The 26,939-nt window shown below is 34.8% G+C and carries 28 protein-coding genes; 25 read left to right on the top strand and 3 right to left on the bottom strand.

Annotation, left to right across the window (positions count from 1 at the left end; all coding sequences use genetic code 11):
* Positions 1–219: 219 nt before the first annotated feature.
* Complete coding sequence (locus KI363_RS13720) at positions 220–1,683, bottom strand: FIMAH domain-containing protein (RefSeq protein WP_212966665.1); 1,464 nt, start codon at positions 1,681–1,683, stop codon at positions 220–222.
* Between the two features lie 783 nt (positions 1,684–2,466).
* On the opposite strand from KI363_RS13720, the gene KI363_RS13725 reads away from it, so the two are divergent.
* The 7 genes from KI363_RS13725 to KI363_RS13755 all read left to right on the top strand — a co-directional run bounded on the left by KI363_RS13725 (position 2,467) and on the right by KI363_RS13755 (position 10,891).
* Positions 2,467–3,399: an ABC transporter permease gene (locus KI363_RS13725; RefSeq protein WP_246516873.1), complete on the top strand. Its 933-nt coding sequence runs from the start codon at positions 2,467–2,469 to the stop codon at positions 3,397–3,399.
* A 20-nt stretch (positions 3,400–3,419) separates the two neighbouring features.
* The gene (locus KI363_RS13730) at positions 3,420–4,301 is read left to right on the top strand and encodes a carbohydrate ABC transporter permease (RefSeq protein WP_212966666.1); all 882 of its coding nucleotides are present in this window, start codon (positions 3,420–3,422) and stop codon (positions 4,299–4,301) included.
* 82 nt (positions 4,302–4,383) lie between these two features.
* Positions 4,384–5,985 (top strand): extracellular solute-binding protein, encoded by a 1,602-nt coding sequence (locus tag KI363_RS13735; protein ID WP_212966667.1) that lies wholly within the window; start codon positions 4,384–4,386, stop codon positions 5,983–5,985.
* 167 nt (positions 5,986–6,152) lie between these two features.
* Positions 6,153–7,928, top strand: coding sequence for an endonuclease/exonuclease/phosphatase family protein (locus tag KI363_RS13740; protein ID WP_246516871.1), 1,776 nt, complete (start codon positions 6,153–6,155; stop codon positions 7,926–7,928).
* Between the two features lie 94 nt (positions 7,929–8,022).
* On the top strand, positions 8,023–8,907 hold the full coding sequence (locus KI363_RS13745; RefSeq protein ID WP_212966668.1) for an endonuclease/exonuclease/phosphatase family protein: 885 nt from the start codon (positions 8,023–8,025) through the stop codon (positions 8,905–8,907).
* Positions 8,908–9,126: 219 nt separating this feature from the next.
* The gene (locus tag KI363_RS13750) at positions 9,127–10,059 is read left to right on the top strand and encodes a diacylglycerol kinase (protein WP_246516874.1); all 933 of its coding nucleotides are present in this window, start codon (positions 9,127–9,129) and stop codon (positions 10,057–10,059) included.
* A gap of 109 nt (positions 10,060–10,168) precedes the next feature.
* On the top strand, positions 10,169–10,891 hold the full coding sequence (locus KI363_RS13755) for a ThuA domain-containing protein (protein ID WP_158322588.1): 723 nt from the start codon (positions 10,169–10,171) through the stop codon (positions 10,889–10,891).
* 273 nt (positions 10,892–11,164) lie between these two features.
* On the opposite strand, the gene KI363_RS13760 is transcribed toward KI363_RS13755, so the two are convergent.
* The gene (locus KI363_RS13760) at positions 11,165–11,467 is read right to left on the bottom strand and encodes a hypothetical protein (RefSeq protein WP_191967491.1); all 303 of its coding nucleotides are present in this window, start codon (positions 11,465–11,467) and stop codon (positions 11,165–11,167) included.
* Between the two features lie 281 nt (positions 11,468–11,748).
* On the opposite strand from KI363_RS13760, the gene KI363_RS13765 reads away from it, so the two are divergent.
* The 5 genes from KI363_RS13765 (at position 11,749) to KI363_RS13785 (ending at position 14,439) form a co-directional block, all read left to right on the top strand.
* Positions 11,749–12,720, top strand: coding sequence for a siderophore ABC transporter substrate-binding protein (locus tag KI363_RS13765; RefSeq protein ID WP_212966669.1), 972 nt, complete (start codon positions 11,749–11,751; stop codon positions 12,718–12,720).
* A 140-nt stretch (positions 12,721–12,860) separates the two neighbouring features.
* The gene (locus KI363_RS13770; protein WP_212966670.1) at positions 12,861–13,865 is read left to right on the top strand and encodes a tyrosine-type recombinase/integrase; all 1,005 of its coding nucleotides are present in this window, start codon (positions 12,861–12,863) and stop codon (positions 13,863–13,865) included.
* Positions 13,866–13,867: 2 nt separating this feature from the next.
* On the top strand, positions 13,868–13,990 hold the full coding sequence (sinI, locus tag KI363_RS13775) for a DNA-binding anti-repressor SinI (protein ID WP_212966671.1): 123 nt from the start codon (positions 13,868–13,870) through the stop codon (positions 13,988–13,990).
* The gene (locus KI363_RS13780; RefSeq protein WP_212966672.1) at positions 13,980–14,201 is read left to right on the top strand and encodes a hypothetical protein; all 222 of its coding nucleotides are present in this window, start codon (positions 13,980–13,982) and stop codon (positions 14,199–14,201) included. The genes sinI and KI363_RS13780 overlap by 11 nt, the downstream gene beginning before the upstream one ends.
* On the top strand, positions 14,158–14,439 hold the full coding sequence (locus KI363_RS13785; RefSeq protein ID WP_212966673.1) for a hypothetical protein: 282 nt from the start codon (positions 14,158–14,160) through the stop codon (positions 14,437–14,439). The genes KI363_RS13780 and KI363_RS13785 overlap by 44 nt, the downstream gene beginning before the upstream one ends.
* A gap of 884 nt (positions 14,440–15,323) precedes the next feature.
* Here the strand turns inward: KI363_RS13785 and KI363_RS13790 are convergent.
* Entirely contained in the window at positions 15,324–15,572 is a 249-nt protein-coding gene (locus KI363_RS13790; protein ID WP_212966674.1) for a helix-turn-helix domain-containing protein, read from the bottom strand.
* Between the two features lie 689 nt (positions 15,573–16,261).
* Here KI363_RS13790 and KI363_RS13795 point away from each other — a divergent pair.
* From KI363_RS13795 to KI363_RS22560, 13 genes are all read left to right on the top strand, one after another.
* A complete protein-coding gene (locus tag KI363_RS13795) occupies positions 16,262–16,498 on the top strand; it encodes a hypothetical protein (RefSeq protein ID WP_212966675.1) in 237 nt (78 codons plus the stop codon).
* 206 nt (positions 16,499–16,704) lie between these two features.
* A complete protein-coding gene (locus KI363_RS13800) occupies positions 16,705–16,902 on the top strand; it encodes a hypothetical protein (RefSeq protein WP_212966676.1) in 198 nt (65 codons plus the stop codon).
* 107 nt (positions 16,903–17,009) lie between these two features.
* Complete coding sequence (locus KI363_RS13805; protein WP_212966677.1) at positions 17,010–18,440, top strand: hypothetical protein; 1,431 nt, start codon at positions 17,010–17,012, stop codon at positions 18,438–18,440.
* Between the two features lie 49 nt (positions 18,441–18,489).
* Positions 18,490–21,264, top strand: coding sequence for a hypothetical protein (locus KI363_RS13810; protein ID WP_212966678.1), 2,775 nt, complete (start codon positions 18,490–18,492; stop codon positions 21,262–21,264).
* 545 nt (positions 21,265–21,809) lie between these two features.
* Positions 21,810–22,502, top strand: a complete 693-nt coding sequence (locus KI363_RS13815) for a BRO-N domain-containing protein (RefSeq protein ID WP_212966679.1) — start codon at positions 21,810–21,812, stop codon at positions 22,500–22,502.
* 155 nt (positions 22,503–22,657) lie between these two features.
* A complete protein-coding gene (locus KI363_RS13820; RefSeq protein ID WP_212966680.1) occupies positions 22,658–23,209 on the top strand; it encodes a hypothetical protein in 552 nt (183 codons plus the stop codon).
* A complete protein-coding gene (locus KI363_RS13825; protein ID WP_212966681.1) occupies positions 23,206–23,424 on the top strand; it encodes a hypothetical protein in 219 nt (72 codons plus the stop codon). The genes KI363_RS13820 and KI363_RS13825 overlap by 4 nt, the downstream gene beginning before the upstream one ends.
* Positions 23,417–24,355, top strand: coding sequence for an N-6 DNA methylase (locus KI363_RS13830; RefSeq protein ID WP_212966682.1), 939 nt, complete (start codon positions 23,417–23,419; stop codon positions 24,353–24,355). Before KI363_RS13825 ends, KI363_RS13830 begins: the two co-directional genes overlap by 8 nt.
* 13 nt (positions 24,356–24,368) lie before the next feature.
* Positions 24,369–24,644, top strand: a complete 276-nt coding sequence (locus tag KI363_RS13835) for a hypothetical protein (protein ID WP_212966683.1) — start codon at positions 24,369–24,371, stop codon at positions 24,642–24,644.
* Positions 24,641–25,354, top strand: a complete 714-nt coding sequence (locus tag KI363_RS13840; protein ID WP_212966684.1) for a hypothetical protein — start codon at positions 24,641–24,643, stop codon at positions 25,352–25,354. The genes KI363_RS13835 and KI363_RS13840 overlap by 4 nt, the downstream gene beginning before the upstream one ends.
* 57 nt (positions 25,355–25,411) lie before the next feature.
* On the top strand, positions 25,412–25,975 hold the full coding sequence (locus tag KI363_RS13845; RefSeq protein ID WP_212966685.1) for a DUF8453 domain-containing protein: 564 nt from the start codon (positions 25,412–25,414) through the stop codon (positions 25,973–25,975).
* 92 nt (positions 25,976–26,067) lie between these two features.
* The gene (locus KI363_RS13850) at positions 26,068–26,493 is read left to right on the top strand and encodes a hypothetical protein (RefSeq protein ID WP_212966686.1); all 426 of its coding nucleotides are present in this window, start codon (positions 26,068–26,070) and stop codon (positions 26,491–26,493) included.
* Between the two features lie 66 nt (positions 26,494–26,559).
* On the top strand, positions 26,560–26,748 hold the full coding sequence (locus KI363_RS22560) for a DUF8602 domain-containing protein (protein ID WP_505744240.1): 189 nt from the start codon (positions 26,560–26,562) through the stop codon (positions 26,746–26,748).
* Positions 26,749–26,939 lie beyond the last annotated feature (191 nt).

Below are 26,939 nucleotides of genomic sequence, written 5' to 3' on the forward strand. Positions count from 1 at the left end.
ATAAGGTGAAAGTATGGACGGATACAGGAAAAGTAATCATGAGGTATATGACATCAAGTACCACGGTAATATGGGTGACAAGTATAATTATAAAGGTACTGCACAGACAAATTACAATAAACGCAAGATGTATTGAAATTCATAATTCTGAAGGAAGAACTGAATAGTAATGGTGTCAGATTTTGAATTGTTCAGAATCTGACACTATTACAAAGAGAATTATTTCTCCAACAAAATTTCAACGAATATTGTCAATTGTTGCTTTGCCTTTTCGGAAATATGCTGTTGGTGGGCACGATTCTCTATATGTTTCAAAAATCCTTGCAGATGCTTTTTCGCTTGCTCATCGTGGCCGTTATTGAAATGATGCTCTACCTGCTGTAGTCGGTTGGTTAAGATTGATACAAGAGGGCCACTAATGTCATCATTTTTCACATATTCTTCGAATTGGCTTAGTAATACTGAAAAATCCACAACCTGGACATGGTTTTGCTCTACCCTGGGTTGTTCAATTTGCGAATCGGTATCAGTAATTGATACCCAATTCGTTGGATCGACCAATGAATTGGTCCAATATGTATTATTACTGATGATTGTTTCTGTGATTTTAAAGTTTACATTATTTTTGTCAGATACTAAGCTAACATAAGATTGAGTGGGCTGAACTCCGATAAAGTTATTTCGGGAAATATGCACGCCAGAAGTCGGAAGATTACCACTTCCATTTCCAGGATTAGTCGTATTTGCGTTATTTACGACCTGAATCCAGTTCTCCCTTTTGGCGACATGATTACTCGTAAATACATTGTCAGTAATAGTCAAGTTCTTTATTGACACAAAATGAAGAGCCCCAGTATATTTATTTTGGGTAATTTCGTTCAACGGAATTGGGTTAGTGACAATATTTTGGGTGAAGTTTATATCGTAATTTTGAGTATCTTTTGCATAAAGATGTTGCCCCATTGGAGATTGAGCCCAAGATAACATTTTGCCATTTTCATAATATGGTATAAACTGAGAGTTTTTTACAGTTATTCCTCCAGTAGCCGCTCCATCAAGTTCTCCACCATAACTTATTAATAGCTCTTCTGATGCAGTTGAACCAGACGCACCGGCGATTGCATAGTCCGTTTGAATGGCCTCTGCATACTTTTGGTACGCACTTAATCCAGACAAATCAGTTGAATTTCCATATCCGGCTACTATAAGATTTTTGAACGTTAAATCAGAACTTCCTAACAAATCAAAAACGTGTTGACCAAACCTAGTTGCTCTGTTAAATGTCATTCCATCAAATGATGCATTTTCAACATGCAAAAGTGTAAATCCAAGTCGAGTATCGCCGGTACCATTGAATGTTCCTCCCTTCCATTTCATACCCGAATTACCCGCGGAAAGAAAAGTGATTTGTCCAGTAAAAACGGCATCCGTTGCATCAATGGTGACATTATTTTCTCTAGGTAATTCGATGTAACCACTTAGCTCATAAGTTCCTTTTGGAAGGATAATTGTAGAATTGGCATGTGCATTTGAAAATAGTTTTTGAACACTGGTAGTATCAAATGTGAATTCCTCCGCGTGGGTAATGGATGCGCCAAAGCTAATACCGAACAAGCAACTAATGACAATTGTAGCATATAAGACTACTTGAAAGGAAAACCTAGAATCTACTAATTTTTTCATTATCAAAGCCACCTTTGAAATTTTTTGAAATCTATCCTAATTTTATACATTCTCTGTTTATATTAAATTTCCTCTACTAAATTTTATTTTTAGGAAAAATGGGTTTATAAATGTTAAAATGAGTATTCGTTTTAATCCAAAGTTTTTACCTTTCTTATTTAGCCTTCTTGCCTATATTTTTACATTCTAGAAATTGGTCCCTCATTTAGATCACTGAACAATGGCACTACTTCAATTTCCTACACGGGAATTTTGTTCCCAAAAGGAAAACCAGGGATATAGCAAACCACACTGTCTCGATTTAAAGCAGATTGTTGGGAAAATGTTGTATGAATTAGAGAAAATTTCAAATATTGGTTGACAATTATAACGATTTATAATATTATTTCTTATAAAGATTTACAAGTTCATATAACATGGATGGAGAATAAGAGAATCCCAATTGATTTTTGGTACAGAAAATTTTCGTGCCGAAAATCTAATTGGGGTTCTCTTTTTGTTTTCCTTTGCAACCCTTTTCAATTGACGTTAGTATTCTGAAGGGAGGAACATCATTTTGTGTGATTTGGTGAAAAAGATATGGAGGAGGCAAATTCAATTTATGTAATGTTAAAAATTAGTTAAATCTTGATTTGCTAGATCTGAGACCCCGGATAGATCTGGGACTCTCAGATAAAATTATTGAATAAATATGCGATACATTTAATTTTATTTTAATTATTATTTAGAGAGTTGGTGAATAATTTGGCGAAAATAACTACTGCCACTGGAAATACTGGGCCCATTAAAATAAATAAACTACAAAATAACTTTAAACGGTTAAAGAAATCTTTAAGAAAGAATTTTATTTTGTATATATTTGTTTTTCCAGTCATCCTTTATTTTTTAATATTTAAATACTTTCCTATGTATGGTGTTCAAATAGCCTTTAAAGAATTTATTGCAACTAAAGGTATAACAGGCAGTGAATGGATAGGAATGGAACATTTTCAAAGATTTTTTAATAGTCACTATTTTTGGAGATTAATTAAAAATACATTAGGTATTGGCGTTTATCAACTATTGGTTGGTTTCCCAATTCCGATTATTCTCGCTTTATTAATTAATGAAGTAAGAAAAAGTGCCTTTAAGAGATTTGTCCAAACAATTACTTATGCCCCACACTTTTTGTCTGTAATTGTTTTAGTAGGGATGTTGTTTTTGTTTTTATCTCCAACCAATGGAATTGTGAATAAATTAATTGAGATGTTCGGTGGGGAACCTATTTTCTTTATGACGGAACCCCGTTGGTTTAAAACAACGTATGTCTTTTCTGGTGTTTGGCAACAAATGGGATGGAGTTCCATTATTTATTTAGCGGCACTTTCGTCGGTTGATCCACAACTTCATGATGCAGCCAAAATAGATGGTGCTAGTAGAATACAACGAATTTGGCATGTGAATATACCCGGTATTTTACCAACGATTATTATCCTGCTTATTTTACAATCAGGACAAATATTGAGTGTTGGTTTTGAAAAGGTATTCTTAATGCAAAATAGCTTAAATATGGAAGCATCTGATGTTATCGCCACACATATATATAGATCCGGTATTGTGGGGGCCCAATACGACTACTCCGCTGCAATTGGACTGTTTGAGTCCGTTATAAACTTTATCATTTTAATAATGGTTAATTATTTTGCAAAAAGAACTAGTTCAACTAGTCTTTGGTAATTGGGAAAGGGGTTGGTAAAGTGGTTAAAGAGAGCCTTGGAGATAGAATATTTGGTTTTTTTGTTTATGTAATATTATCTGTTGTGGCGATTATTGTGATCTATCCGCTTTTATATGTATTAAGTGCTTCCTTTAGTGATCCATCCTCCATTTTAAAAGGTGAGATTTGGTTGCTACCTAAAGGCTTTACATTTGATTCATATATTAAGGTCTTTCAAAACGAAAAGATTTTAATTGGTTATAGAAATACGATATTTTATACAGTGTTTGGTGTCCTGATTAATCTGTTTCTTTCAATTATGATTGCTTATCCTTTATCAAGGAAGGACTTTGTAGGGAGACACTTGATCACAATTTTCCTCGTTTTTACGATGTTTTTTAGTGGAGGAATGATTCCTACTTATTTATTAATTAAGGATTTAGGAATGCTCAATACGATTTGGGCGGTTTTAATACCAGGAGCCGTTTCTGTATACAATGTCATCATTATTCGTACATTTTTCCAATCTATTCCTGAGGAACTAAGAGAATCCTCTGAGATAGATGGATGCTCAACAATGCAATATTTAATAAGAATATTACTTCCATTATCTAAGCCAATAATTGCCGTTATGGTTTTATTTTACGGAGTGAGTCACTGGAATGCTTTCTTTGATGCATTAATTTATTTAACCGATCAGAACAAGTTTCCACTTCAACTTTTTTTAAGGGACATGCTTATTAAGGAAGACATGGGGGATATGGCTCAAGTTACTGATGATACTATGGCACGCTATTTAATGCAAATTGAAGGGATAAAATATTCAGTTGTGATTGTTGCAAGTTTGCCGATGTTAGTCTTATATCCGTTTCTACAAAAGTATTTTGTTAAAGGTGTCATGATTGGTGCGTTGAAAGGTTGATAGGAATCCTTTAAAGGGGGGATGCGATTCGTTATTCATGCTGAAAGTGCAAGTGAAACACATTCTAAGGGGGAGAAATTGTATGGGTGGAAAAAAATTAATGACTGTTTTATTAATTGTATCAATAATTGCTATGACTGCTTGTAGTAATAATAAGGAACAAACAACTTCCGAAAAAAAAGATGTATTGAATGAAACAGGTTTTCCAATTGTAAAGGAGCCGATAGAGTTAACCTTTTTCACTGGTAAAGCCTCTTCAAATGGGGATAAATTTGAAGAAACATTAGTATGGAGCGAATATGCAAAAAAGTCGGGAATAGATGTTAACTTTGAACTCGTCCCTTTTGAGAGTTTAGAAGAGAAGAGGAATTTGGCGCTTTCTAGTGGGGATTATCCTGATGGATTTTATTCTGCTCGTGTATCATCAGCTGATCTATCTAAGTATGGTAAACAAGGAGTTTTTATCCCGTTGGATGATTTAATCGATCAATATGCACCTAATTTAAAGAAGCTAATGGAAAAATACCCTGACATTAAAAAAGGCTTGACAATGCCAGATGGACATATCTATTCTTTTCCAACCTTCTATGATCCAAACTTTTTACCCATGTTAATTGGAACACCTTTATGGGTCAAAGAGGAATGGCTTGAAAAGTTAGATATGAAGGAACCTGAGACACTAGAAGAGTTCTATGAATATTTAAAAGCAGTTAAAGAAACAGATTTAAATGGTAACGGAGAAAAGGATGAGATTCCGTTTAGTGCCGCAGGAACTGGAGCACTTCTTGATCAACTTAAGGGAGCTTGGGGACTAGGTAATCGCGGATTAGGTCATAAATATATTGATGTTGATCCTGAAACGAATGAACTTCGATTTTTTAGGATAGACGAGAAGTATAAAGAGTTATTAGAGTATGTTAATAAGCTGTATAAAGAAGGTTTAATAGATCAAGAAATTTTTACCCAAGAAAGCACGCAGGTATATGCAAAGGGAGCAGATAATAGAATAGGGGCAACCATTATTCCAAACCCTTCTGCCCAAATGAATGATGATGGATATATTGGTTTAGGCGCCCTGAAAGGACCATCTGGAGATCAATTATACACACATCTGAAGGTTCCTATGGTATGGGTTGGGTCCTTTGTTATTACAGATAAGAACCCGTACCCCGAGGCTTCTGTAAGATGGATGGATTACTTTTATTCAGATGAAGGCGCAACCTTCTATTTTATGGGAAAAGAAGGAGAGACGTACGAAAAATCGGACGATGGAACATTGCAATATACGAAAGAAATAACGGATAACCCGCAGGGGTTAACCCTGGATCAGGCCTTGGCTAAAAACTTTACCTGGCTTGGGGGCAGTTATCCAGGTTATGTAAAGCCAGATTGGTTTAATGGTTCCGAAACTCTTCCGAATTCCATGGATGCAGGTGAAAAGGCCGAGCCTAATGCTGTAAAAGAGCTCTGGAATAGTTTCAACTTTACTGATGAAGAAAATAGGTTTTTACAATCTGAAGGATCCGATCTTCAAACTTATATAACTGAAATGGAGGCAAAATTCATTTCGGGAGAAGAATCCTTTGATGGTTGGGAGAAATATGTTGATAGAGTGAAACAATTGAACTTAGACAAATACATGGAAGTACAAAATGAAGCCTATAAACGTTATATGAGTGAATAATTTTAATAAATATGATTAAAGAAGGCTATGAAATGCAAGTTTCATAGCCTTCTTTAACTAAACTTCCTTAAATTATCTCTATTTTAGGTTAAAGCTAATGTAATTAATTTCGAATGTTACTACGATTCTTGCTAGATTGTTTATAAATCAAATGAGGGGTGTTCAGTATGACAATAAAAAGGCTATTGTGCCCTGTGTTTTTTACCCTTTTACTTGTTCTTTTCGGGAATCAGTTGACCTCTGAAGCGGCCTATGGTTCAGATATCACCGAAGAGCAGGTTCGTACCATGAGTTTTAATCTTCGGTATGCTAACGCTAATGATGAGTATTCATGGGAAAGTCGACGCCCAATTGTAAAGGAATTAATCGAAAAAGAGCAACCAGATATTATTGGTACACAGGAAGGAGTGTACCGTCAAATAATGGATATAGAGGAGGATTTACCGGCATACGCTAGGATTGGTGTAGGGAGAGAAGGGGGAATTTTCGGCGAATTTATGGCGGTTTATTATAAGAAAAATCGTTTTGCTCCGATTGAATGGAATCATGTATGGTTATCAGATAAACCAAATGTGGTTAGTTCCTATAGCTGGGGAAACAAAATTCCACGCATGGTTACGTGGGTAAAATTTATGGATTTAAAAACAAACAAACCATTTTACTTTGTAAATACACATCTAGATCATCAATCTGAAAAATCACGCCAAAAGAGCGCAGAATTTATCATTAAATCAATAAAGAACTTTGATTCCGATTTACCTATTATTCTTACTGGAGATTTTAACTCATCTAGAAATAGTGACATTTACAATCGGTTTATAAGAGGAGGCTTTGAAGATGGATTTATGAATGCGGAGGAACAAATAAATAAGGATATTGGGACTTTTCATGATTATGGAAAAAGAACGGAAAAGGGTGATAAAAATATCATAGACTGGGTTTTATTCCAAGGAAATGTGTCAACACTTCGTGCTGAAACTGTTATCTATACAAATGAAGATGTATATCCTAGCGATCATTATCCGGTTATGGTGGATTTTATATTAAACCATATAGAAACAGGGAAAGATCCAGAAAATAAAGATTCTGTTTTTTATAAGGAAGCACATGCCGAACTGTTTATAAGTGAGCTTGTCCCGTTATCAACAGAAAAAGGAAATTATAACTTCGTAGAAATTTATAATAATGGGTATACACCGATTGATCTTAATGGATATAAAATTGCTTATTTTTACGATCCTACTCAACCCTTTATGAAAGGGCGCTGGAATGTATGGGAAATAGTGAAGGATGACTTGTACAGTACAACAACTGTGATTGAACCACTAGAAACAAAGGTTGTGTGGATTAAGAAACAACCCTGCTGTTATAAGCTAAGTTTCGAACAGTTTATGAATAATTACAAATTGGATCAAAAAATGCTTAATCCAGATCAGTTAGTCGCCGTTTTCACTCCACAAGTAAATCAAGGACTTAATGGCTCATCAATTGACGGTCGAAGTCTCGCTCTTATGACCCCTGACAATATTATGATAAGTGCTTTAACTTATAATGATGGTCAGATTGAGGCTGAAGAAAATAGGTCAATTGTATATTCGGCACCTGAGCCATTTTCAATTTTAGTAGAAAAGGAAGCACAAAATCAGAATCCTAGCCCAGGACAACATAGTAGGGACTTAGATTTTGATACGGTTAGTGAAATGGTAGAAAGATACATTGAAATAAATAAAATAAGTGGACCGCTGTGCTCGAAATTAATGAATACTCTTAGGCAGGCAGAGCATCATTATCAACGCGAGCATACAAGGCAAGCAGAAAAATTTTTAGAGAAATTCTTAATTCAATTAAATCAAGGGGAACAGAAGCACAAGGTTTCACCTGAAGCGAAAAAAACTATTAAAAAGGCAATTGAAAAATTACAATTAGAAATAAGTACAGTTTAAAACCTGTTGAAAATCTATAGGTTAAATTATTATAAATGGCCATAGAATTAAAATGGATTACACTATGATAGTTATTACAAAGTGGGGTTTTTATGTGAAAAACAACGGTTATCCCTTGTTACTTTTGTCCTTTTGTCTAATTATATCTGGATGCCAATTTACGGATAGTATAACGCAAAAACAAGAAAATGGATTAAGGATAATGACATATAACATAAGATATATAAATAATAATGATGTGACACCACATACTTGGGAGGAAAGATTACCGTTAATTGAGCATGTAATAAAAAAATATAATCCAGGAATCATTGGTACACAGGAAGCTATTCGCCAACAAATAAAAGACCTAGATGAGTCTTTAACAAATTATGCCTGGATAGGAGTTGGCCGTGAGGGTGGAGAAAACGGAGAGTATGCAGCTATCTTTTATAACAAGGATCGTTTTAAGGTTTTAGAATCTGAAAATCTTTGGTTATCGGATACACCCAATGTTGAGGGGTCAAGGACATGGGGAAATAAAATTCCACGTATGGTCACATGGGGTAAGTTTCTGGATGAGAACGCAAAGCAAGAATTTTATTTTATGAATACTCATTTTGACCACCAATCAGTCGAATCAAGAATAGATAGTGCTGAATTTATTATAAAACAAACAGGTGAATTTAAACTTGGTGTGCCTATAATTTTAACAGGTGATTTTAATTCAAAGCCCAGAAGTTTGCCATATAATATTTTAACGGCCGAAAATGGGTTTGTTGATCTTTGGGGGGAAGTTGAAGGAACTGAAAATGAGAATATTGGAACATTAAATCAATTTGGAATTCCGAATGGGGGCGGACCCGAATATCGTATAGATTGGATATTAGCAAAGGGTAATATAAGGGCAAAATCAATTCAAATAATTGATTATAAAAAGGACAATCAATATCCGAGTGATCATTTTCCAGTTATAACTGAATTGTCCCTTTCTGATTAAAATTTGCCAATTTAACAGCTTATCACTCCGTTTTAAACATAAAAGTTTACGCTGCGCTTTATAACAAAACAAATGTAGCTTTTCTATCTTACCAGACATACAGTGGATTTTGCGCTCAAAAAAAGGTATGATAAGTTCGATAGACTTAGCAATACTAGATAAAGCGTATGACAAATGCATTGCACAACAATGCCTATTTTTTATGAATGGGTGATGAGATTGAAAAGGGCACGCATTATTTATAATCCGACTTCTGGAAGAGAGATTTTTAAACGTAGTCTTGCAGATGTCCTAATGAAATTAGAAAAAGCAGGTTATGAAGCTTCCTGCCATGCAACGACAGGGGAAGGGGATGCCATTAAGGCGGCTAAGATCGCGGTGGAAAGAGAATACGATGTCGTTATTGCTGCGGGTGGGGACGGAACCATTAATGAGGTTGTGAATGGATTAGCTGAGCAGAAATACCGTCCTAAGCTAGGAGTCATTCCGACTGGAACAACGAATGATTTTGCCAGAGCTTTGCATATCCCTAGAGATATTGATGCAGCGGTGGATGTGATTATTCAAAATGATACCATTCCCGTTGATATTGGCCGAATGAATGATCATTATTTTATTAATATTGCTGGCGGTGGTCGGTTAACTGAACTGACTTATGAAGTGCCAAGTCGATTGAAAACGATGATTGGCCAGCTCGCTTATTATTTAAAAGGGATTGAGATGTTGCCATCGATTCGTGCAGCAGAAGCAACGATCGAATATGATGGAAAGCTATTTGAAGGTGAAATTATGCTCTTTTTAGTAGGGTTGACGAATTCGGTTGGCGGGTTCGAAAAATTAGCCCCAGATTCCTCCATCAATGATGGCCTATTTACTCTAATGATTTTGAAAAAGACAAATCTAGCGGAATTTATTCGGATTGCAACACTGGCTTTGCGAGGTGAGCATATCCATGATCCGAATCTTATTTATACAAAGGCCAATCATATCAAAGTGAAATCACCAGCGAAAATGCAATTAAACATTGACGGTGAATACGGTGGTCTGCTTCCAGCTGAATTTTTTAATTTATATCGCCATCTTGATGTGTTTGTTCCGATTGATAAGATCAGACAGGAGGATAAACTCCTAGAGAATGAATCACATGATTAGACAGAAAAGGGAATGCTCTTTAAAATAGAATGAGTAAGTGAACGCAGAAAAATACTCTATTAAATGAGCATTTTAGGATTTTAAAGCTTGATAAAAAGGAGAGAAATGTATGAAGATTACGATTTGGAATGAAAATAAGCATGAAAAAACCAATCCAAAAGTAGCTGAAATCTATCCAGAAGGCATCCATGGGGCTCTTGCAAAAATATTTGAAGGCACAGAGCATCAAGTGCAAACAGCCACTTTGGAACAACCTGAACATGGATTGACAGAAGATGTTTTAAACAATACGGACGTTCTTTTTTGGTGGGGGCATATGGCTCATCATGAGGTGTCCGATGATATCGTGGACCGTGTACATAAACGGGTATTAGAAGGAATGGGCTTGGTTGTTTTACATTCCGGGCATTTCTCGAAAATTTTTAAAAAGCTGATGGGTACTTCATGTGACCTAAAATGGCGTGAAGCAGATGATCGGGAACGTCTTTGGGTTGTGGACCCGACTCATCCGATTGCCGAAGGAATCGGAGAATATTTTGAGCTAGAAAAAGAAGAAATGTACGGAGAACATTTTGATATTCCAGCACCTGATGAGCTTGTCTTCGTTAGCTGGTTTGAAGGTGGAGAAGTATTCCGCTCTGGTTGCACTTATAAGAGAGGAAACGGCAAAATCTTTTATTTCCGTCCAGGACATGAAACCTATCCAACATACTACAATCAAGATGTTCAAAAAGTCTTAGTAAATGCGGCAAATTGGGTGAAACCAGTGGATCGTGCCTATCCAACTTATGGAAATGCAAAGCCAATAGAGGAAATCTCTGCTAAAAATTAACAAAAGATCCATGGAGAACATTCTCCATGGATTTTTTTTGAAAGATAAAAAGGTGTAAAATTTGGCTAGTGTTTGGATCCAGCTCCAGCGCCTAGCGGCTAGCAAATTTACGTCTTCTTCCTACGATAAGTCAACATCGGTTCGTCCTTCGTCCATACCGTGTTTAGGCCAACAGGACGTTGGACAAAACAGCGTTGCGCCAGGACGGCGCGCTTTTAGCTGTTTATCTTTTAAATTTGTACGCCGCTAAACAGGCGCTTACGCTTTTCTTAATTATGATTCATCGGTATTTTTTTGTTGAGACAGATAGCCAATAGCGAAAATACCGGCAGAGGAAATAAGAAATCCGGATGAAAGAAACATCCACGAAATGGTAAGGTCCATATTGTCATTGAACTTTTTTGCCACCAATATATAGCCAACGGAGAGAATAAAGCCAATTGTGAATAAAAAGGCGGCCACACGGTACTTTTTCCAATTCTCTTGATGGCGATTTTTTCGAATATCAATAAAGCCCCAAATAAAAGAAAGTATAACCAGTAAAAAAGAGCCGATAATAAGCAGAATACCAAGCAAAATAAATTCTCCCCTTCATACTTTTTCCATTTCTTCTATTGTACCAATCTTTTTCAACCAAAGGAAAGTTCCAGGAAAAAAGCACTGATCGAAAAGAAAATAAAAAAATATATTGTAAAAAAATATTGTAAAAAAATATAAATATGGTATATTACTAATTGAGAATGAATATCATTATCTAAAAGAAAATAGAAAGTGGTGAAGGGTTTTATTTTTTTATGCTATAATGATAATGGTTATCAATTGAAAAATATACATATTCTAATAGAAGAGGTGTAGAAATGAAGAAACTAAGTTTTATTTTTGCCATTCTGTTTGTAACAGCTGTATTAGCTGCTTGTGGTTCAAATACTAATAAGGATAATGAGCAAGCAAATGAAGGAAATGGAAATAACAATGAGCAACAAGAAGAAACATTGACAATCAAACATGAGTTAGGAGAAACTCCCGTTCAAAAAAATCCCCAAAAAGTTGTCGTATTTGATTTTGGTGCGCTTGATACTCTAGATGCTTTAGGTGTTGAAGAGGTTGTAGGACTTCCAAAAATGAATATTCCTAACTATTTGTCAAAATATGAAGGTGACGAGTATGAGAATGTTGGGAGTCTAAAGGAACCTGATTTTGAAAAGATTCATTCTTTGGATCCTGATCTGATCTTGATCTCAGGAAGACAGTCAGAGCTTTATGATGATTTTGCGGAAATCGCCCCAACGATTTACGTTGGCTTAGATACAACAAGATATATGGATTCTTTTAAAGAAAATGTGAACACATTAGCTGAGATTTTTGGAAAAGAAGAAGTAGCGAAAACAGAATTAGAAAAAATTGATGATAAAATTGCCGCTCTACATGAAAAAGCGAGCAAAGATAATGGAAAATCTCTAGTGATCTTGGCAAATGAAGGAAAGATGAGTGCATACGGACCAAGCTCTCGTTTCGGCATTATTCATGATGTGTTTGGATTTGCTCCAGTAGATGAAGGGATCGAAGTTTCTACTCATGGACAAAACGTATCGTTCGAATATCTTCATGAACAAAACCCAGACTATCTATTTGTCATTGACCGAGGAACGGCCATTGGTGGCGAGTCAAGTTCCAAACAATTAGTTGAGAATGACTTAGTGAAGAAAACAAATGCTTACAAAAATGATAAAATCGTTTATTTAGATCCTGAAAACTGGTATCTATCTGGCGGGGGATTAGAATCCGTATCTGCCATGGCAGATGAAGTAGAAGTTGTGTTAGAGCCTTGATACTATTGGGTTTAGGGAGTATCACTCTTTCGTAATAATTCCCAGTAAATACCAATTTCTCTTAAAACTTATCATTTTACTTGTCAGGTAGAAATTTTTACCAACCAAGACAACCTTTCTTATTAAGGAGGGTTGTCTTTTTGTCGTCTAAAAGAAAAAGAAAATATTTTGAAGATGAAATTTTTAGTCTCAAGGATGCGAAGGAATTAATCCTAAAAATTAAAATGTTGGACGGTGTAACAGATTTAACACTTCGAGCATACAAATTGCTATTCAATGACTTTGAAAAGTTTTTCGGGAACGATGTTGATGTTAAAAGTCTTACAGTTGATGATGCTAGAGATTATATATTCTGGCAGTTACACGAAAAAGAACCCTATTCAAACAGTAGTAGGCGTAACAAAAAAGGTGAAAAAGGAGTGTCCATACGAACAGCAAATAATTATTTAATTTTGGCTCAATCAGTTTTCAATGTTCTCGAAAAGGAGGGTATTACTTTCAATATTTTTAGCTCAATCAAAAAAATTAAAGAGCATGAAAAAATGATTGAAACTCTTACCACTGATGAGATTAATAAATTGTTCAGGACATTCAATAAAAAAAACTATGTAGAATTTAGGAACTATGTTGCTTGTCACTTAATGCTAGATGCATACAGTCGTGTATCAGAGACATTGAACATCAGACGATCAGACATTGATTTTAAAAGAAAATCAGTCACCTTCAAGCGCACCAAAAATAAAAAGATCAGAACAGTTCCATTGTCGAATGAAACACTCAAACTTTTAAGGGAATTGATAAAGGAAAATGAAGACTTTGATAGTGAGTATGTCTTTTTGACTATATTTGGGGAGCCATTGGATGATGCTACATTCAGAAAAAATCTGTACGAAGTGGCAGAAAGGGCAGAAATTAAAAAGAATGTGTATCCTCACATATTTAGACATACAGCATCCAAAATGTTTATCGAACAAGGAGGGAGCATCAGGATTCTTCAAACTATATTGGGTCATGCAAGCGTAGAAACTACAGAAAGATATGCTCATGTATTAGATCAAACGATTGAAAATTATCATGAACATTTTAGCCCGATCAAAAAGCTAAAAAAGAAATCAAAAACTAGGACAAGTAGGCAAAGGAGATGACAATGAAAAACCTTGATCAGGAGTGGTTATCCCTCATCGAAGAAAGCAAAAAATTAGGGATCACGATTGAAGAAATCCGAGCCTTTCTAAATATTGAAAAGGAGAAAGATGTAAATGAAAGTTAAAAACATTGGAAACCAATCAATCAACATCCAAGCCACCTATGACGAAATATCCAAAATAGTCAATGTGCTAGACCAATATTGGCTCATAAATAATGACGAAGCCATCAAGCAACTAGCCCAAGAATTGCGTAATCCCAAAGTGGTTGTTAAAAAGGAGGATATTGACAGTGCTAACACAAGACAGTCTACAAAAATTAATTCATCAAATTGATGCCATTCTAACCAAAACAACCCTTGGCAGATTAATAGTATACACAGGTGATTGCGCTTTTCTCGAAGTTGAAGATTCAGATGAGATCATCATCCTAGATGACACTTATAAGATCGAAGTCCTAAATGATACTGAATGGGTTTCTATAACCTATGAGCAAGCCGTACACACGCTTTCTAGTGATGGTTGGCCTTTATATGCAGGATTGACAGCCAGAATTAGAAAGGAGGTGAGATAGATAGTGGGAGCTTTCCTTTTTGGGATTTTTATGATCCCTTTAGTAGCTGTTCTATTCCCAATTCTGCACGTTTGGCTGTATGGCTGGGATTCAATCAAAAATGACATAAAAAAAGAACCACAAGAGACTGCCATCTCTCAGGTTCAGTTAGAAAAATAATAACCTACTCAAAACTGAATAGGAACCTATCCTTATATTATCAAAAAAATTCAGGTAATACAAGGCTTATTAGTTATGCCTAAATTTGATGATATAAGGTGGTTTCATTGGTGGACAGCCGACTCACACCAATTGTAAATAAACTGGAAAGGTTTGACCAGCCGTTGCAAAAAAATTGGGATAGGTGACAAGTAGCATTCCTGTTTGCAAAAGTCATCAAAAGGAGAAAGCTGCCATTAAGTGCTGACGGAGGATGCCTAGGAGCTTAACACGCTCGTAGGACAAGCCATAAATGATCAGATGGTATATCTATCTATCTAATCTAACCGCTAAGGGCTAGGTGAAGCGTGTAGGCTTGTCTCAGATGATCTGACAACTAACAGGACTTATACAAAACGGACACCATAAGGCGATAAGCCAAGTACCTAATGTAAGAGTTGCTACCTTGTTTCTTGTTATTTTTTTTAACTTGAAACTAAGGTAGCAACTTTTCTTGCCAAGCCGTTGTCCATAGGACTCAATCCAAGTTAAAGGGCGTTCAGGCATAAGTCAAGTATATATACCTAAATTAAGCATAAAAATATACATTAAAAAGGAGAAAAACAAAATGAAAAAGTTAAAACATTGGATCGATTGCAGGTTGAGAGGAAAACACAGATACAGCTACTATACAGGCAAATGTATAGTTTGCGGTAAAACAAAAGACTGAGTAGTCATCAAGCCACTCAGTCCTCTATATCATCGTACACAAACACGTCAGTTACATTAATGCTATCATCACCTGTTAGCTCTCTAAGGGCATCAACGATCTTAGTCAAAGTGCTAAAGTTAACCTGTTTAACCTTATCTTTATGGTTACACATTTCATGGATTGTAGGATATCTAACGTTTCCAGTTTGAGCCAGTTTGTTCATGCTTATGCCGTGCCTATCGAGTGTATCTTTAAGCACCAATTTGATCTTATGATCGATCATTTGATCACTCCTATATTGTTTATATTATTATAGTTAATTAAATTGAATTATAACATATGTGTTATATCATATAAAGTATATTTTTTTACAAATGTACTTGACGAGTATATATCATTAGTGATATATTATATTTAATCAAACAGAAAGGAGAGAGGACAAGCCGAAACTGACCCCATTAAGAAAAGTAGAATAGCAAATTTTTTGAAGGAATATTGGGGCGTTAATCATGGAATGAATCGGTATTCGATGAGTGGACATAATGGACAGTCTAAAACAACGGCAGACATTGCGGAAACTATCGGAGAGTCCGAAAAATCTACAAGAAGAATCTTAAAACTTAATTCTCTAATCCCACAACTCCAATCCCTAGTGTCATCAAGTAAACGATCAAGTGACAAGAATTGTAACTTGAAAAATATAAAAGACATTGGCAAAACGATAGGAGAAACATCTAGAAACACTAGACAGATCCTAAAACTCAAAACTCAAAACTCAACTCACTCATTCCTCAGTTACAAACACTTGTGTCATCAGGTAAACTAGGGGCGACAGCAGGGGAGCAGCAATAGGGCTAAAGACATGTTTTTGGAATCAAGTTTACTTTATTCATTTATAAACATATAATCTATGATGGAAAGTTTAAGCATTAATTCTACCAAAATATCAAAACAAAAAAGGGAGAAATCAACATGACAACAAAAACTAAATCAAACAAAAAAATCAAGCACACGCTAGGTAATATGGATATTAACTTTATGGCAGAGAAAATGAAGGCAGACGACTTCCTGGAGAAGTTTGGAGATCCACAAACAATCATCCTGATAAATGATAAAGGTGAGCGCTTAGAGATCAAAGGAAGCAATCTAGCAGGAGTTTGGTATTCTGATATTGAGCAATTTGATGATGAGGAATTGCTTATATTTTAATTTTTATATGCGCTAAATATTACAAACACAAATAGACATAGTGATAGTGGGGATTTTACTCATTATCATTATGTTTAGTACTAATAATTCTATTATGTTACCGTTAATATTTATTACATTATATTATTTTAGTTTGTTTAAGTCAATAAGTATTACATAGATTTTTTGAGGAAATTTCCTAACATAATAAATAAGGAGAATCACATATGAGAAAAAAGATTTATGAATGTTACAGCTATAATCTAATGAGATTTTTGATGGAAAATGGTCAAGTGCCTTTTAGTGTGTCTATACATAAGAGGTCTAGAAAAACTATGTGGACATTTGAAATGAATCCAAAATTAAGTAGATTGTTAAATGTTTGGACAAACAAAGAAAATATTATAGATAAAGCTTCAATATAATTTTGACGACAAATCAATTTCATAAATATATATATTAATATACTTGCGAATTTGAACTGTCGTCAAAATGATTATAAAAAATATTATAAAGGAATGAGGAATTAAAAATGGAACTGACAGAAAGGGAAGTTATTGAACTAACAATTAAATGGGGATTTGATGGAGAAGAATTTGAAACAAGTAAATGGAAAGATAGAGGTTGTTTGCAGCTTGATAGGACTCAAAAAAAACTCATCAAGAAACTTGAAACAAGATTCCATAAAGTGGAGGTTACAGGAAAGGGTAAAAAGAGAAAATACATTCTCTCCAATCCCAAAGCTTCACCTACGGAAATCTCAGATGGAAGAAGGAACAACAAAGGCATTTCAGCAGATGAAAATCTTATAATGGATGAATTTATATTTAATCGCTTAGTTTCCGTTGCATCAGATAAAGCAGTCACTATGACTACTAGGAAATGGATTAACCTGATTGGCCTGTTTGTAATTGATAATAATGATTTAATGGCATTTGGGAACGAGTTAAAAGAAGTCTATGGTAATGAAATCAAGATCAAAGCCATGATGAAACTCACACTCCAAAAAGTGGATAATCGTATATTTAATGTGTTCGATGGAGCCATTAAACGATTGGAAAAGCAGAGTAGGATTAAATGTGACGTTGAATATAAGGCGCAATTAACAGATGAGATTGTTCAACAGGAGCAAGATGATCTTGGAGGGAATGTTAAGTCAATAACTACCTTATCAGATCAGCAAATCGAGAAAATTCAACAGGCTGAAGAGATAAAACTTCAGGAATTTGGTTTCTCGTTTGATGATTACATGATGGCCAGGACTAGGAAACAGTTTGCTAAGAAAGAAGTAATTGAGATTTTGCCACAAATGGACAAGTTTTTGGAAGTTGAATTTTTTATAAAGCGGTATTACAAGGCGATTAAGATAAAGATACTTGATTTAAGCGTAACAGGTGCTGTATCACATGACGAAGCTTACAGAGCATTTATAGATAGATTTGTACACTTGGCGAAAAAGCAACAGGCAAAGGACAAGCACAAAAACGCAATTACTTATAACATGAGATTTTATTATTTTAATATTCTTTTATTTCTACGTATAAAGGGTGCAAAGTGGTTAACAGATGAGATTAACATGTTGAGATTTAGCTTAAAAGCAGAAATTGAAAAAATTAGGGCTGATTATGCTTCAGACTTAATTAAACAAAAGCAAGAGTTTGAGATCAAAAAGGCCAATATGGTTAAACAGCAAAAGGATATTAGTATCAATCAAGATGAGGTTGCTCAACTGTTCGCTGAAGAAAGTTATAGAAAACATCAAGAGGAAGCAAGAGCTAAAGGTAGAGAGCTTATTGACATAACCAAGATTGGGCTGGAAGATGATAAGCCAATTAAGCCAAAAAGAAAATATAGACATAGAGTGTTTGGAGATACATTTGTTATCAACTCTCAAAAACATTTTAGAGAGCGTCAGGTAAGTGAAAAAGATGACTATGAGCCAGTGAAGATAGTGTCGATGTAATAGGAAAATTGCCAATATTGGAAATTCAAAAAAGGGAGAATGATTATAAATGACTAACGACAATAACAAAGGTGTATACATACCATCCATCGAAGCAGAGCAACTATATGACATGACAGTAAGAGGACTGGAAAACATAACAAAATACGAATATTTGGGTATGGTTCCATTCAGCCTAGAGCTTATCAAATTACGTTCATTTAAACGTCTTTTTGGAGAAAAGATGATTGTTAAAAATAGCAAAGAAAAATACTACTCAGATGCCGTGATCAACGTAAAGTTTAAAAACAAAATTAAAAAGAATAAAGAGATAGTATCTAATGTGCGTGGATACGATAATCTAATGGAACGAATGACCAATCAGCTCAAATCTCTAAACAAATCCATTGAGGACACTCAGAAGGCACTAGAAACGTCTCAGAATAAGCGTGAGAGTGTCAAAATGGAGAAGACGATCAACTACCTATCTAACAGAGCAAGCCTTGTGAATGGCCATATTGAACGCATACGAGCCGATAAGGATAATGGGATATATGAGTCAATGGGAGCACCAGAATTGCGTCAGAAGCTATATGTGGATGGATTCACCTTTAAGGGGAGAAAATACGTGTTTTATAAGCGTACAGCAAGTAAATCACGTCAATCACAGTGTCTATTTATCCTGGAAGATTTATTCGAGCCGATGAAGGAATGGAGTCATATGGGGCTAGATTTGACCGGTAAGATTGATGTAGCTAGTTTGTTAGCCTATGAGAGCCTCGTGTCAAGCAGCTTGGAGGGGACGATCACAATTAATCCTGATAACATCTTTATTATTGATGACAAATTTAGTGAGTTTGAAGTGAATGCCATTGAAGTGGGAAATGATCTAAAAGCTAAGCCTAATGATAAAGCTACTATTAGGAACAATATCTGGGATGGGCAAGGGTTAATGAATGTGTCGATTTTCGAGTCAATTGGTCAACGTGATAAAGGAATGGCGTTGTTGCGGCAACACTTTTTTAAATCCTGTGTCTTTAATGCAAATATTCAGCAATTTTTGGAGGATAATTGTCCAGAAGGGATTGAGTATGATCAGTGGGAGCTAATTGATATGTTTGGGAATACGATGAAGGCAAAGGACATTCTAGTCATAACGACTCCTAGCTCACTAAAGTTTCTCAAATATGCCAATGAGGACAAAAAAGGAGCGTTCAATAACTGGAAAAAATGTGTGAAACAGGATAACAATCTGTTTGGGATTTGTAAACATGAAAAGCCATCTAAATATGGTGATCGTTCCTATACTTCATATCAAATGATAAATACATTGGACGCTAATAAAGAAGACATAAAGGCATTAGCACAATATGAGGTGGATTATATTCAAGGCTTACAGGATGACGATGAGGCTTATATTAAGCATTTAAACGACAAAAAAGAGCTAACAAATGCATATGAGATGATGGTTGATTTATATAAAATTAATCCTGATGTAGTCCGAACAAAAATGTTCCGTGATTATCGAAAGCGACAAATCAGCAACTATAAGACTAAGGCGAAGGGCGGTAAACTTCGATTAAAGGCGGATTATTGTACAGTGGTGAGTAATCCATATGAGATGCTAGAGACTGTCCTAGACAGCGATAGAGAGGTTGTAGCAAGTGTTTTAAAGGGTAATGAGATACATACAACATTGCATCCATTTGGGGTAGAATACACTCTTGTAAGAAATCCACATAATGCCATGCACAACTTCTTTAAAGCAGAAAATGTAGAATGCAATCTGATAGATAAATACTTTAATTTTAGTAAGAACATTGTTGTGATCAATAGTATAGGGTCGCCAATTTTGGATATATGTAATGGAATGGATATGGACAGCGATACAGTGTTAATTTTTGCGGATGAAAATTTTAATAAAATAGTAGATCGGACATTGGTACATAGAAATTACCCTGTTATTTTGAATCAAATCACATCTGAAGCTAGTCCAGTTGAGCTAACCAATGAGAATATAGCTGAAATCGATGAGAAGACGGCTAAAAGCCAAATGTGGATTGGACAAATCACTAATTTAGCACAATATCAAGTCAGCTTGCTGTGGGATATTCAAAATAGTGAAGATGATACTGAAAAAAAGGAAGAAAAAATCAATGAGCTCCTGGATAATCTATCTATTTTAGTAGTACTGTCAAACGTGGCCATTGACTACAGTAAAAAAGTAGTCAATGTGGACGTTGATAAGGCTTTGAGAGATATTAAAAAATCTAAAGCAGCTAAAATAGAAGTTGTGGAGGAGGGTGAAAAAGGAAAAATAAAATTTAAACTAAAATCACGTAAGAAGCCAAGGTTTTGGAAGTATGTAAGCTCATCTGCTGCAGAGATGGAGAGTTTTGAATGTCCGATGGATATTTTGATCGAACATATTAATGATATACCTAAAGGGTTGTACAGAGCTAATATGCCGTTTGGTAATTTGCTAATTAATGTGAAAGACAAAGGAGATCACAAGCAAATTAAAGATATTGTTGAGCTGATTAGTTACTTTGATAACGAGATTAAGCAGCTTAACTCAAATAATAGCGATCCGAAATGTACAGAAAAAAACGATAAATTAGTTAGTCTGTATGATGATATTACAGAGAAGATCAGCAAGAAGAAAATTAAGCCAGAAACAATGGGAGAAATATTGAGGGAGATTGCTAATATGTACGATAACCCTAACAAAATAAGTGATTTGTCAGCAATAGCAGTCCATTTATTAAACACTTTATACAAGACAAATAAAAAAGAAATCCTGAAATTGTTTATAAAACGAGAAAATTCCCCGAAAAGCGCTTGATAAAATGTGATAAAACCCTATCAAATCCCACCTTTTGTTAAGGTCTGATTTGGTTCCCTAATGGGAGAGGAAGGTGAATCGCAAGAGTACTCATTATGCGAACGAAAGGTATGCAACTTAAAGCCAAAGTAGATAGCCATTTATTCCTCTCTCGTTTTATTTTTTTTATTAAAATTTAATTATACGATTCCGTAATCATAGTATACCAACAATAAAAGAGGATTGCAAGCATTAATTTAAATTTGCAAAAGTTAACTGATCATTACTCTCCCTTAGTGGTCGGTTAACTTTTGGAGGTTTAAATTGTGACATTTTTGTTCCCCAATATTTTAATATGTTTTTAGTTTGACAGTGAGAATGAGGAAGGTGAGAGCTCCCTTATGGGATTACACATTTTTTGGGGACTCCATATCCCTTTTTAGTATGTATAAAGCCCATCTATTAATTTAGGTGGGTTTCGTAATGTATTAAAAAAGTATGGGATTCGCAAAAAGTGTGTAATAAAAATTGCATACTAAATAAAATATGGAAAAGGAAGATGTAAAATGAGTAAAGTTGTAGAACTGTTAGACAAAAAAGAAGTGCTGGGAAAAGAGTTGAATTTTTACGGAACGGCAGAAGATCCATTATTCCTTGCTAAAGACGTAGCTGAATGGATTGAGAACAAAAATACTGCTCAGATGTTAAAGGTTGTAGATGAGGAAGAAAAGGTTATATATAATGTATATACCCTTGGAGGACTTCAAGAATCTTGGTTTCTAACCGAAGATGGACTTTATGAAGTGCTGATGATGTCACGTAAGCCGGTGGCCAAACAGATGAAGAGGGAAATCAAAACAATCCTAAAAGAGTTGCGGACTAAAGGTGTAGTTGTATCAGATGGCGCTACCTATGAGCAAGTTAAACTTAATGTGGATAATTTTCTAATTAATCTTGATGATTATAATATTACCAAACTATATGATTTAATTGAGGACTTCTTAGAATATCATCGAGAAAAGAAGACTAGATTGCCATTTAAACGCAAACATAAAGCTAGGCACGGTAACAAAAAATATAAGGATCATGTGGAATCGATGGAAGAAATTAGAGATTATTTAGTTGATTATCTCAATACTAAAATTAGTTCATTTAATAACGCTGGACAAGTTGGCTTAGCGCAAGAATATATTCGCATTAGGGAAATGGTTAGAGTGAATGTGGAGAATATGAGATATCGAAGTGCGGCTTGTAAATAAGTTTCATTTTATTTTTAAATAACTTTATTACATAAATATCCATTAATAATATTATCACACATAAAATCAAGTGTAAAGACTTAAAAATACATAAATTTAGGCACTCATGCGAACGTGTGGGTGTCTTTTCTGTTTAAACAAGGGAGATTAGCAAAATGGAAGATAAATTAGATTTTAAAGAAATTAGAAACGAGATGACACCAATACCAGGCTTTAAATCTAGCGAGTATTTAGCACACTGCCCAACAGGTCGAATATATAGTTTGGTGAGTGACAAATGGTTGCTACAAGGGGCTAAAGGTACGGGAGATGGCAACAAGTATCTGATTACCACTCTTAAAAATGAGCATGGGCAAATTGTAAGAATGTATTTACATGAGTTGATCATGAGTAGCTATATGGCTATCAAAAAGGCTGACTGGCGCTCAATCGGATTAGAGGTTAACCATATATCAAAAAATACAAAAGACTGTTCTATAAAAAATCTAGAGCTAGTATCGTCAAAAGGCAATAAAGCCACAAAAAAACATGTGATCAATAAGAACAGATTGACATATGAGGGTGCTAGAGAGATTAGAGAGCTATTTAAAGAGCGTACAGGTAGCAAGGTTGCTTGGTATGCGGAAATGGCTAAGAGATATGGAGTGGCAGCTAGGAGCGTACAGAACGTTGTGCTGGGTGCGACATACAAGGATATTGCTGCATGATTAGCTATCAGATTGATCAATTTGGAGTTGTACATAATATAGAACAAATAAAGGGAGAAGATAAAATGAGTGAATGTAAGTGCTGTAGAGAGCTAGAGAGACGTATGGATCAGTTAGAATTTGATGTGAGACTGAAAGAAATTGAACGGATGCAAGATGAGATTGGGCAGGGATTGGATGCTGTGATTGAGAAGTTGGATGAGTTAAATGGCTAAAGGTAATAAGGAAATGCTTGCAACTGTGAATTTTAGTATGGACGTAGTTAAAAGGATTAAAGCAGGAGACGTATTTACAAAAGAGGAAAAGCAGGAAACTCTTAATGGGTACATTGGACTAGATGATAAAAATAACTCATATTGGACTCCTGTTGCTATAACAAATTGGGTTAAGCAACTATTAAACATTCAAGGTAATGTAAGGATCGCCGATTTTAGCGCTGGCATAGGAAACTTTGCGGTTCCATTTATTAAGGAGTATGGAAAGTTGGATGATGATATTCAATTTGATTTATACGAATTGGATTCCAATACGAGTTTAGCATTAAAAGAAGCGTGGTCAGATTATGATCAGGTTAATGTCTATAGTGACTTTAATTCATTGGATAGGCATGAAGAAATACCAAATGACTATGACATAGTTTTAGGAAATCCACCTTTTTCATCTAGTACAAAATATTATGCGGAATGGAATCATAATAAGAATGGTAGTGCTAAGAATAACAATTTAGCAGATTGCTTTGTTGATTTAAGTATTCGTAAGGCAAAGGACAAATCTTTTATTGCTCTTGTACTTCCATATGGACATCTGTACAAAGGAAATGCCACAGCTAAAATGAGAGCTTGGATGAAATCACAAGTAGCTCTAAAAGGCGTGTTTCCATTGGATGATGACGTATTTAAGGATGCTGGAATCAACGGTACCAAAGTGGGAACTTGCTTGATAATACTACAAAAGGGAGCTAAACAGGACAAAGTATTTTATGGACAGCTACAGGATAAAGATGATCTAGTTGGAGAAATGCAAGCAATGGCTAGACAGTTCAGAGTGTTCCTTGAAGATGATTATGACATTACATACTCAAGTGATAGCAGTAGTGGATTATACGGATATATGGAACAGAGATTAAAACCTTGGACAGTTAATTAGGGAGGATAAATAGATGAGGTTAGCAGATTTTGCAACAATTAATAATGGAAGAAAAGGTATGAAGGCAGGAACAATTGCTATTCACATGATTCATGGAACAGTCGAGAAGTTGACAGAGGATTATAATGATGAAAGAAAAGGGCAGCATTATTTGAATGTGGTTCCCAATAGTGGAATTGATGTAAGTGAATTGATTGAGAGATTGCTAGGTGCAGATTTAGAGGGTTGTTATCGAGGACAGGTGTTAAGACGGCTAAATAAGAAGTCAATTGAGGAATTGTTTGTATGATTTGCTATTCCTGCAAGAATGAATGTGAGGATTATGAACTGTCAGAGCATGAGTTAAAATTAGGTGGACAAGTTGATATCTGCCTGGAATGTGAGAATACATATGAGTTTTATCTTGATGTGATCAAAAGAGAATGCCTGATCGATGGAGTGAGCTATGATCTAACATCAGATGATAAGAAGATGATTGAACGTGAGCGCAAATTGAGATTAGAAAATGAAGAAGAAGAGAGACTATTGGACTGTGATAAGTCCATTTTTTATTTCTCAAATGAGCCTAAGAAGAAACCAGAATATAATCATCAAGTGTTGAAATACATAAATGGATTCTTAGGAATTGAAGATGATACGGAGGAACACATTCAGCGATTTAGGTTTAAGAGCATGATAGAAAGACATTGGCATCTTGATGAATGGGATGGATTGACCAATGTCCATATATACATAGACACGGTTAGTAAAGAGTATCAGAAAGTTAAGAAACCAGAAGAGACACAATGGAGAAACAGAGTGAGGAAATGGTATGCTGGCAGATTTGAATGTGATGATGAAAGTTTGTACAATTGTACATTTGGCTATTCTCAAATTGATAATGAGCCATTTGGTGAAGTTTATGTTAGCTATGATTTTATTTGTTCAAAGAGTTACAGGATTAAGAGATTGGTTGAAGGATTAATTAAAGAGGATAAATATTTGTCGATTATTAAATAAATTTAGTTTGATTTAACTCACTTCTTATTGTTGAATAGATGATAAGGGGTGATTTATATGGCGAGTATTATATCTGACTATTTACTAGTATTAATAACGCTACTATATTCAGTTTTTACATGGCAAATGCTCAAAGCAAATAAAGAGATGGTTAAAGAATCACAAAGAAACAGGGAAGTGGAATATAAACCAGAGGTTATTCTTTATTTTGATGAAGGACATGTTACAAATGTACTTAATCTAGTTGTTAAGAACATAGGTAGGGGAATAACAGAGGACGTTAGAATTAAGAAAATAAGTTCAAATATTCCTTTGGACAATCTTTCGGAAGTTAATTTTTTCAATAAATCAATTAGAATGTTAGCACCTCAACAAAAAATTGAAGTATTTGTTGGGATGTTTCCCGAGTTAATCGATGAAAATGGAAATTTCCCAACAATGGAATTAGAGGTTGAATATAGAGATAAATTTGGAAAAACTTATATTGATAACTATGTTTTAGATAGCAACATGTATAAAGGAATTAGACAAATAGTTAAAAAGTCTACTCATGATATCGCAAAAGAGATGAAAGAACTAAATAAAAACATAATAAAAATTCATAGGTCAATTAACGATTAATAAAATTAACGGTCTTACAACAAGGAATATTGTCATTCCTTGTTGAATATTGGAAAGACAGAAAATATTTATTAAAAGGAGATGAAATGTAAGTGAGTGAATTTACATACAAAGATGAGTTTGTCCAGAAAGTGAAGGAGTTTTATGAGTTACCTGTTCAAATTTCTTATGAAATTGACAAAATCATGAAGGAGATAAAAGTTTTATTTGCGGATTTACAAAGGGAACTAGCAATTGAACTAAAAGCCTTAGATGATAATGAGTTGGATGTTTTTATAGGTGAGACAAATTTTGAGATCAGAGTACGACACAGACAACTGTTAATTGAAAGAGTAGCATCACATACGATTGAGATCACCAGAGTGTCAAATGGTAATGAGGTTAGGAAGTTTGATGTAATTGGTTATGCTGGTGAGCTTGGTAAGATAGTTAGCTATTCATCAAAAGAGGAGTATAATATTAGTCTGATAGAGCACTATTTAAAGAAAACATTTGAAGGTTTATTAGAAAATGAATAAAGGATTTTTAAGCGCCCATTCATTTCGTTGATTGGGTGCTTTTTTATTTGGTTAAGGATGTGTAAGATGGCAACTAGACCATATAAACCATGCAATAAACAAGGCTGTCCAGAATTAGTACAAGATGGATCATACTGTGACAGGCATAAGGATGATAGGGTTAAGTATTATGATAAGTACGAAAGAAATCAAGAGAGTTGTTTATGGCAAACTAAAAATGTAGGTTATGGCACTTCTTTTATGCATGGCCTATAGGGCTATGCATAAAAGAAAAAGCCACTTGCTAACAACTCAATAATTAACTACACTTCCTGTTGGACCATTATTCTGGCAGGAGGTAGATTAGGAGTGTTAGAAGTGACTGAAATTAATTATATCAGACAACAAGTGAACGGAAAAGGGCATACATATGCAGAGGTTGCGAGAAGAACAAATAGAGACCCAAG

Origin of the sequence: Lederbergia ruris, from assembly GCF_018332955.1 — a bacterium.
Lineage (GTDB): Bacteria > Bacillota > Bacilli > Bacillales > Bacillaceae_C > Lederbergia > Lederbergia ruris.

Coding starts and splice junctions, on each gene's coding strand:
- KI363_RS13720 (WP_212966665.1), bottom strand. CDS start 1,683: ATGAAAAAATTAGTAGATTCTAGGTTTTCCTTTCAAGTAGTCTTATAT.
- KI363_RS13735 (WP_212966667.1), top strand. CDS start 4,384: ATGGGTGGAAAAAAATTAATGACTGTTTTATTAATTGTATCAATAATT.
- KI363_RS13740 (WP_246516871.1), top strand. CDS start 6,153: ATGACAATAAAAAGGCTATTGTGCCCTGTGTTTTTTACCCTTTTACTT.
- KI363_RS13755 (WP_158322588.1), top strand. CDS start 10,169: ATGAAGATTACGATTTGGAATGAAAATAAGCATGAAAAAACCAATCCA.
- KI363_RS13765 (WP_212966669.1), top strand. CDS start 11,749: ATGAAGAAACTAAGTTTTATTTTTGCCATTCTGTTTGTAACAGCTGTA.
- sinI (WP_212966671.1), top strand. CDS start 13,868: ATGAAAAACCTTGATCAGGAGTGGTTATCCCTCATCGAAGAAAGCAAA.
- KI363_RS13780 (WP_212966672.1), top strand. CDS start 13,980: ATGAAAGTTAAAAACATTGGAAACCAATCAATCAACATCCAAGCCACC.
- KI363_RS13790 (WP_212966674.1), bottom strand. CDS start 15,572: ATGATCGATCATAAGATCAAATTGGTGCTTAAAGATACACTCGATAGG.
- KI363_RS13795 (WP_212966675.1), top strand. CDS start 16,262: ATGACAACAAAAACTAAATCAAACAAAAAAATCAAGCACACGCTAGGT.
- KI363_RS13800 (WP_212966676.1), top strand. CDS start 16,705: ATGAGAAAAAAGATTTATGAATGTTACAGCTATAATCTAATGAGATTT.
- KI363_RS13805 (WP_212966677.1), top strand. CDS start 17,010: ATGGAACTGACAGAAAGGGAAGTTATTGAACTAACAATTAAATGGGGA.
- KI363_RS13810 (WP_212966678.1), top strand. CDS start 18,490: ATGACTAACGACAATAACAAAGGTGTATACATACCATCCATCGAAGCA.
- KI363_RS13815 (WP_212966679.1), top strand. CDS start 21,810: ATGAGTAAAGTTGTAGAACTGTTAGACAAAAAAGAAGTGCTGGGAAAA.
- KI363_RS13820 (WP_212966680.1), top strand. CDS start 22,658: ATGGAAGATAAATTAGATTTTAAAGAAATTAGAAACGAGATGACACCA.
- KI363_RS13825 (WP_212966681.1), top strand. CDS start 23,206: ATGATTAGCTATCAGATTGATCAATTTGGAGTTGTACATAATATAGAA.
- KI363_RS13830 (WP_212966682.1), top strand. CDS start 23,417: ATGGCTAAAGGTAATAAGGAAATGCTTGCAACTGTGAATTTTAGTATG.
- KI363_RS13835 (WP_212966683.1), top strand. CDS start 24,369: ATGAGGTTAGCAGATTTTGCAACAATTAATAATGGAAGAAAAGGTATG.
- KI363_RS13840 (WP_212966684.1), top strand. CDS start 24,641: ATGATTTGCTATTCCTGCAAGAATGAATGTGAGGATTATGAACTGTCA.
- KI363_RS13845 (WP_212966685.1), top strand. CDS start 25,412: ATGGCGAGTATTATATCTGACTATTTACTAGTATTAATAACGCTACTA.
- KI363_RS22560 (WP_505744240.1), top strand. CDS start 26,560: ATGGCAACTAGACCATATAAACCATGCAATAAACAAGGCTGTCCAGAA.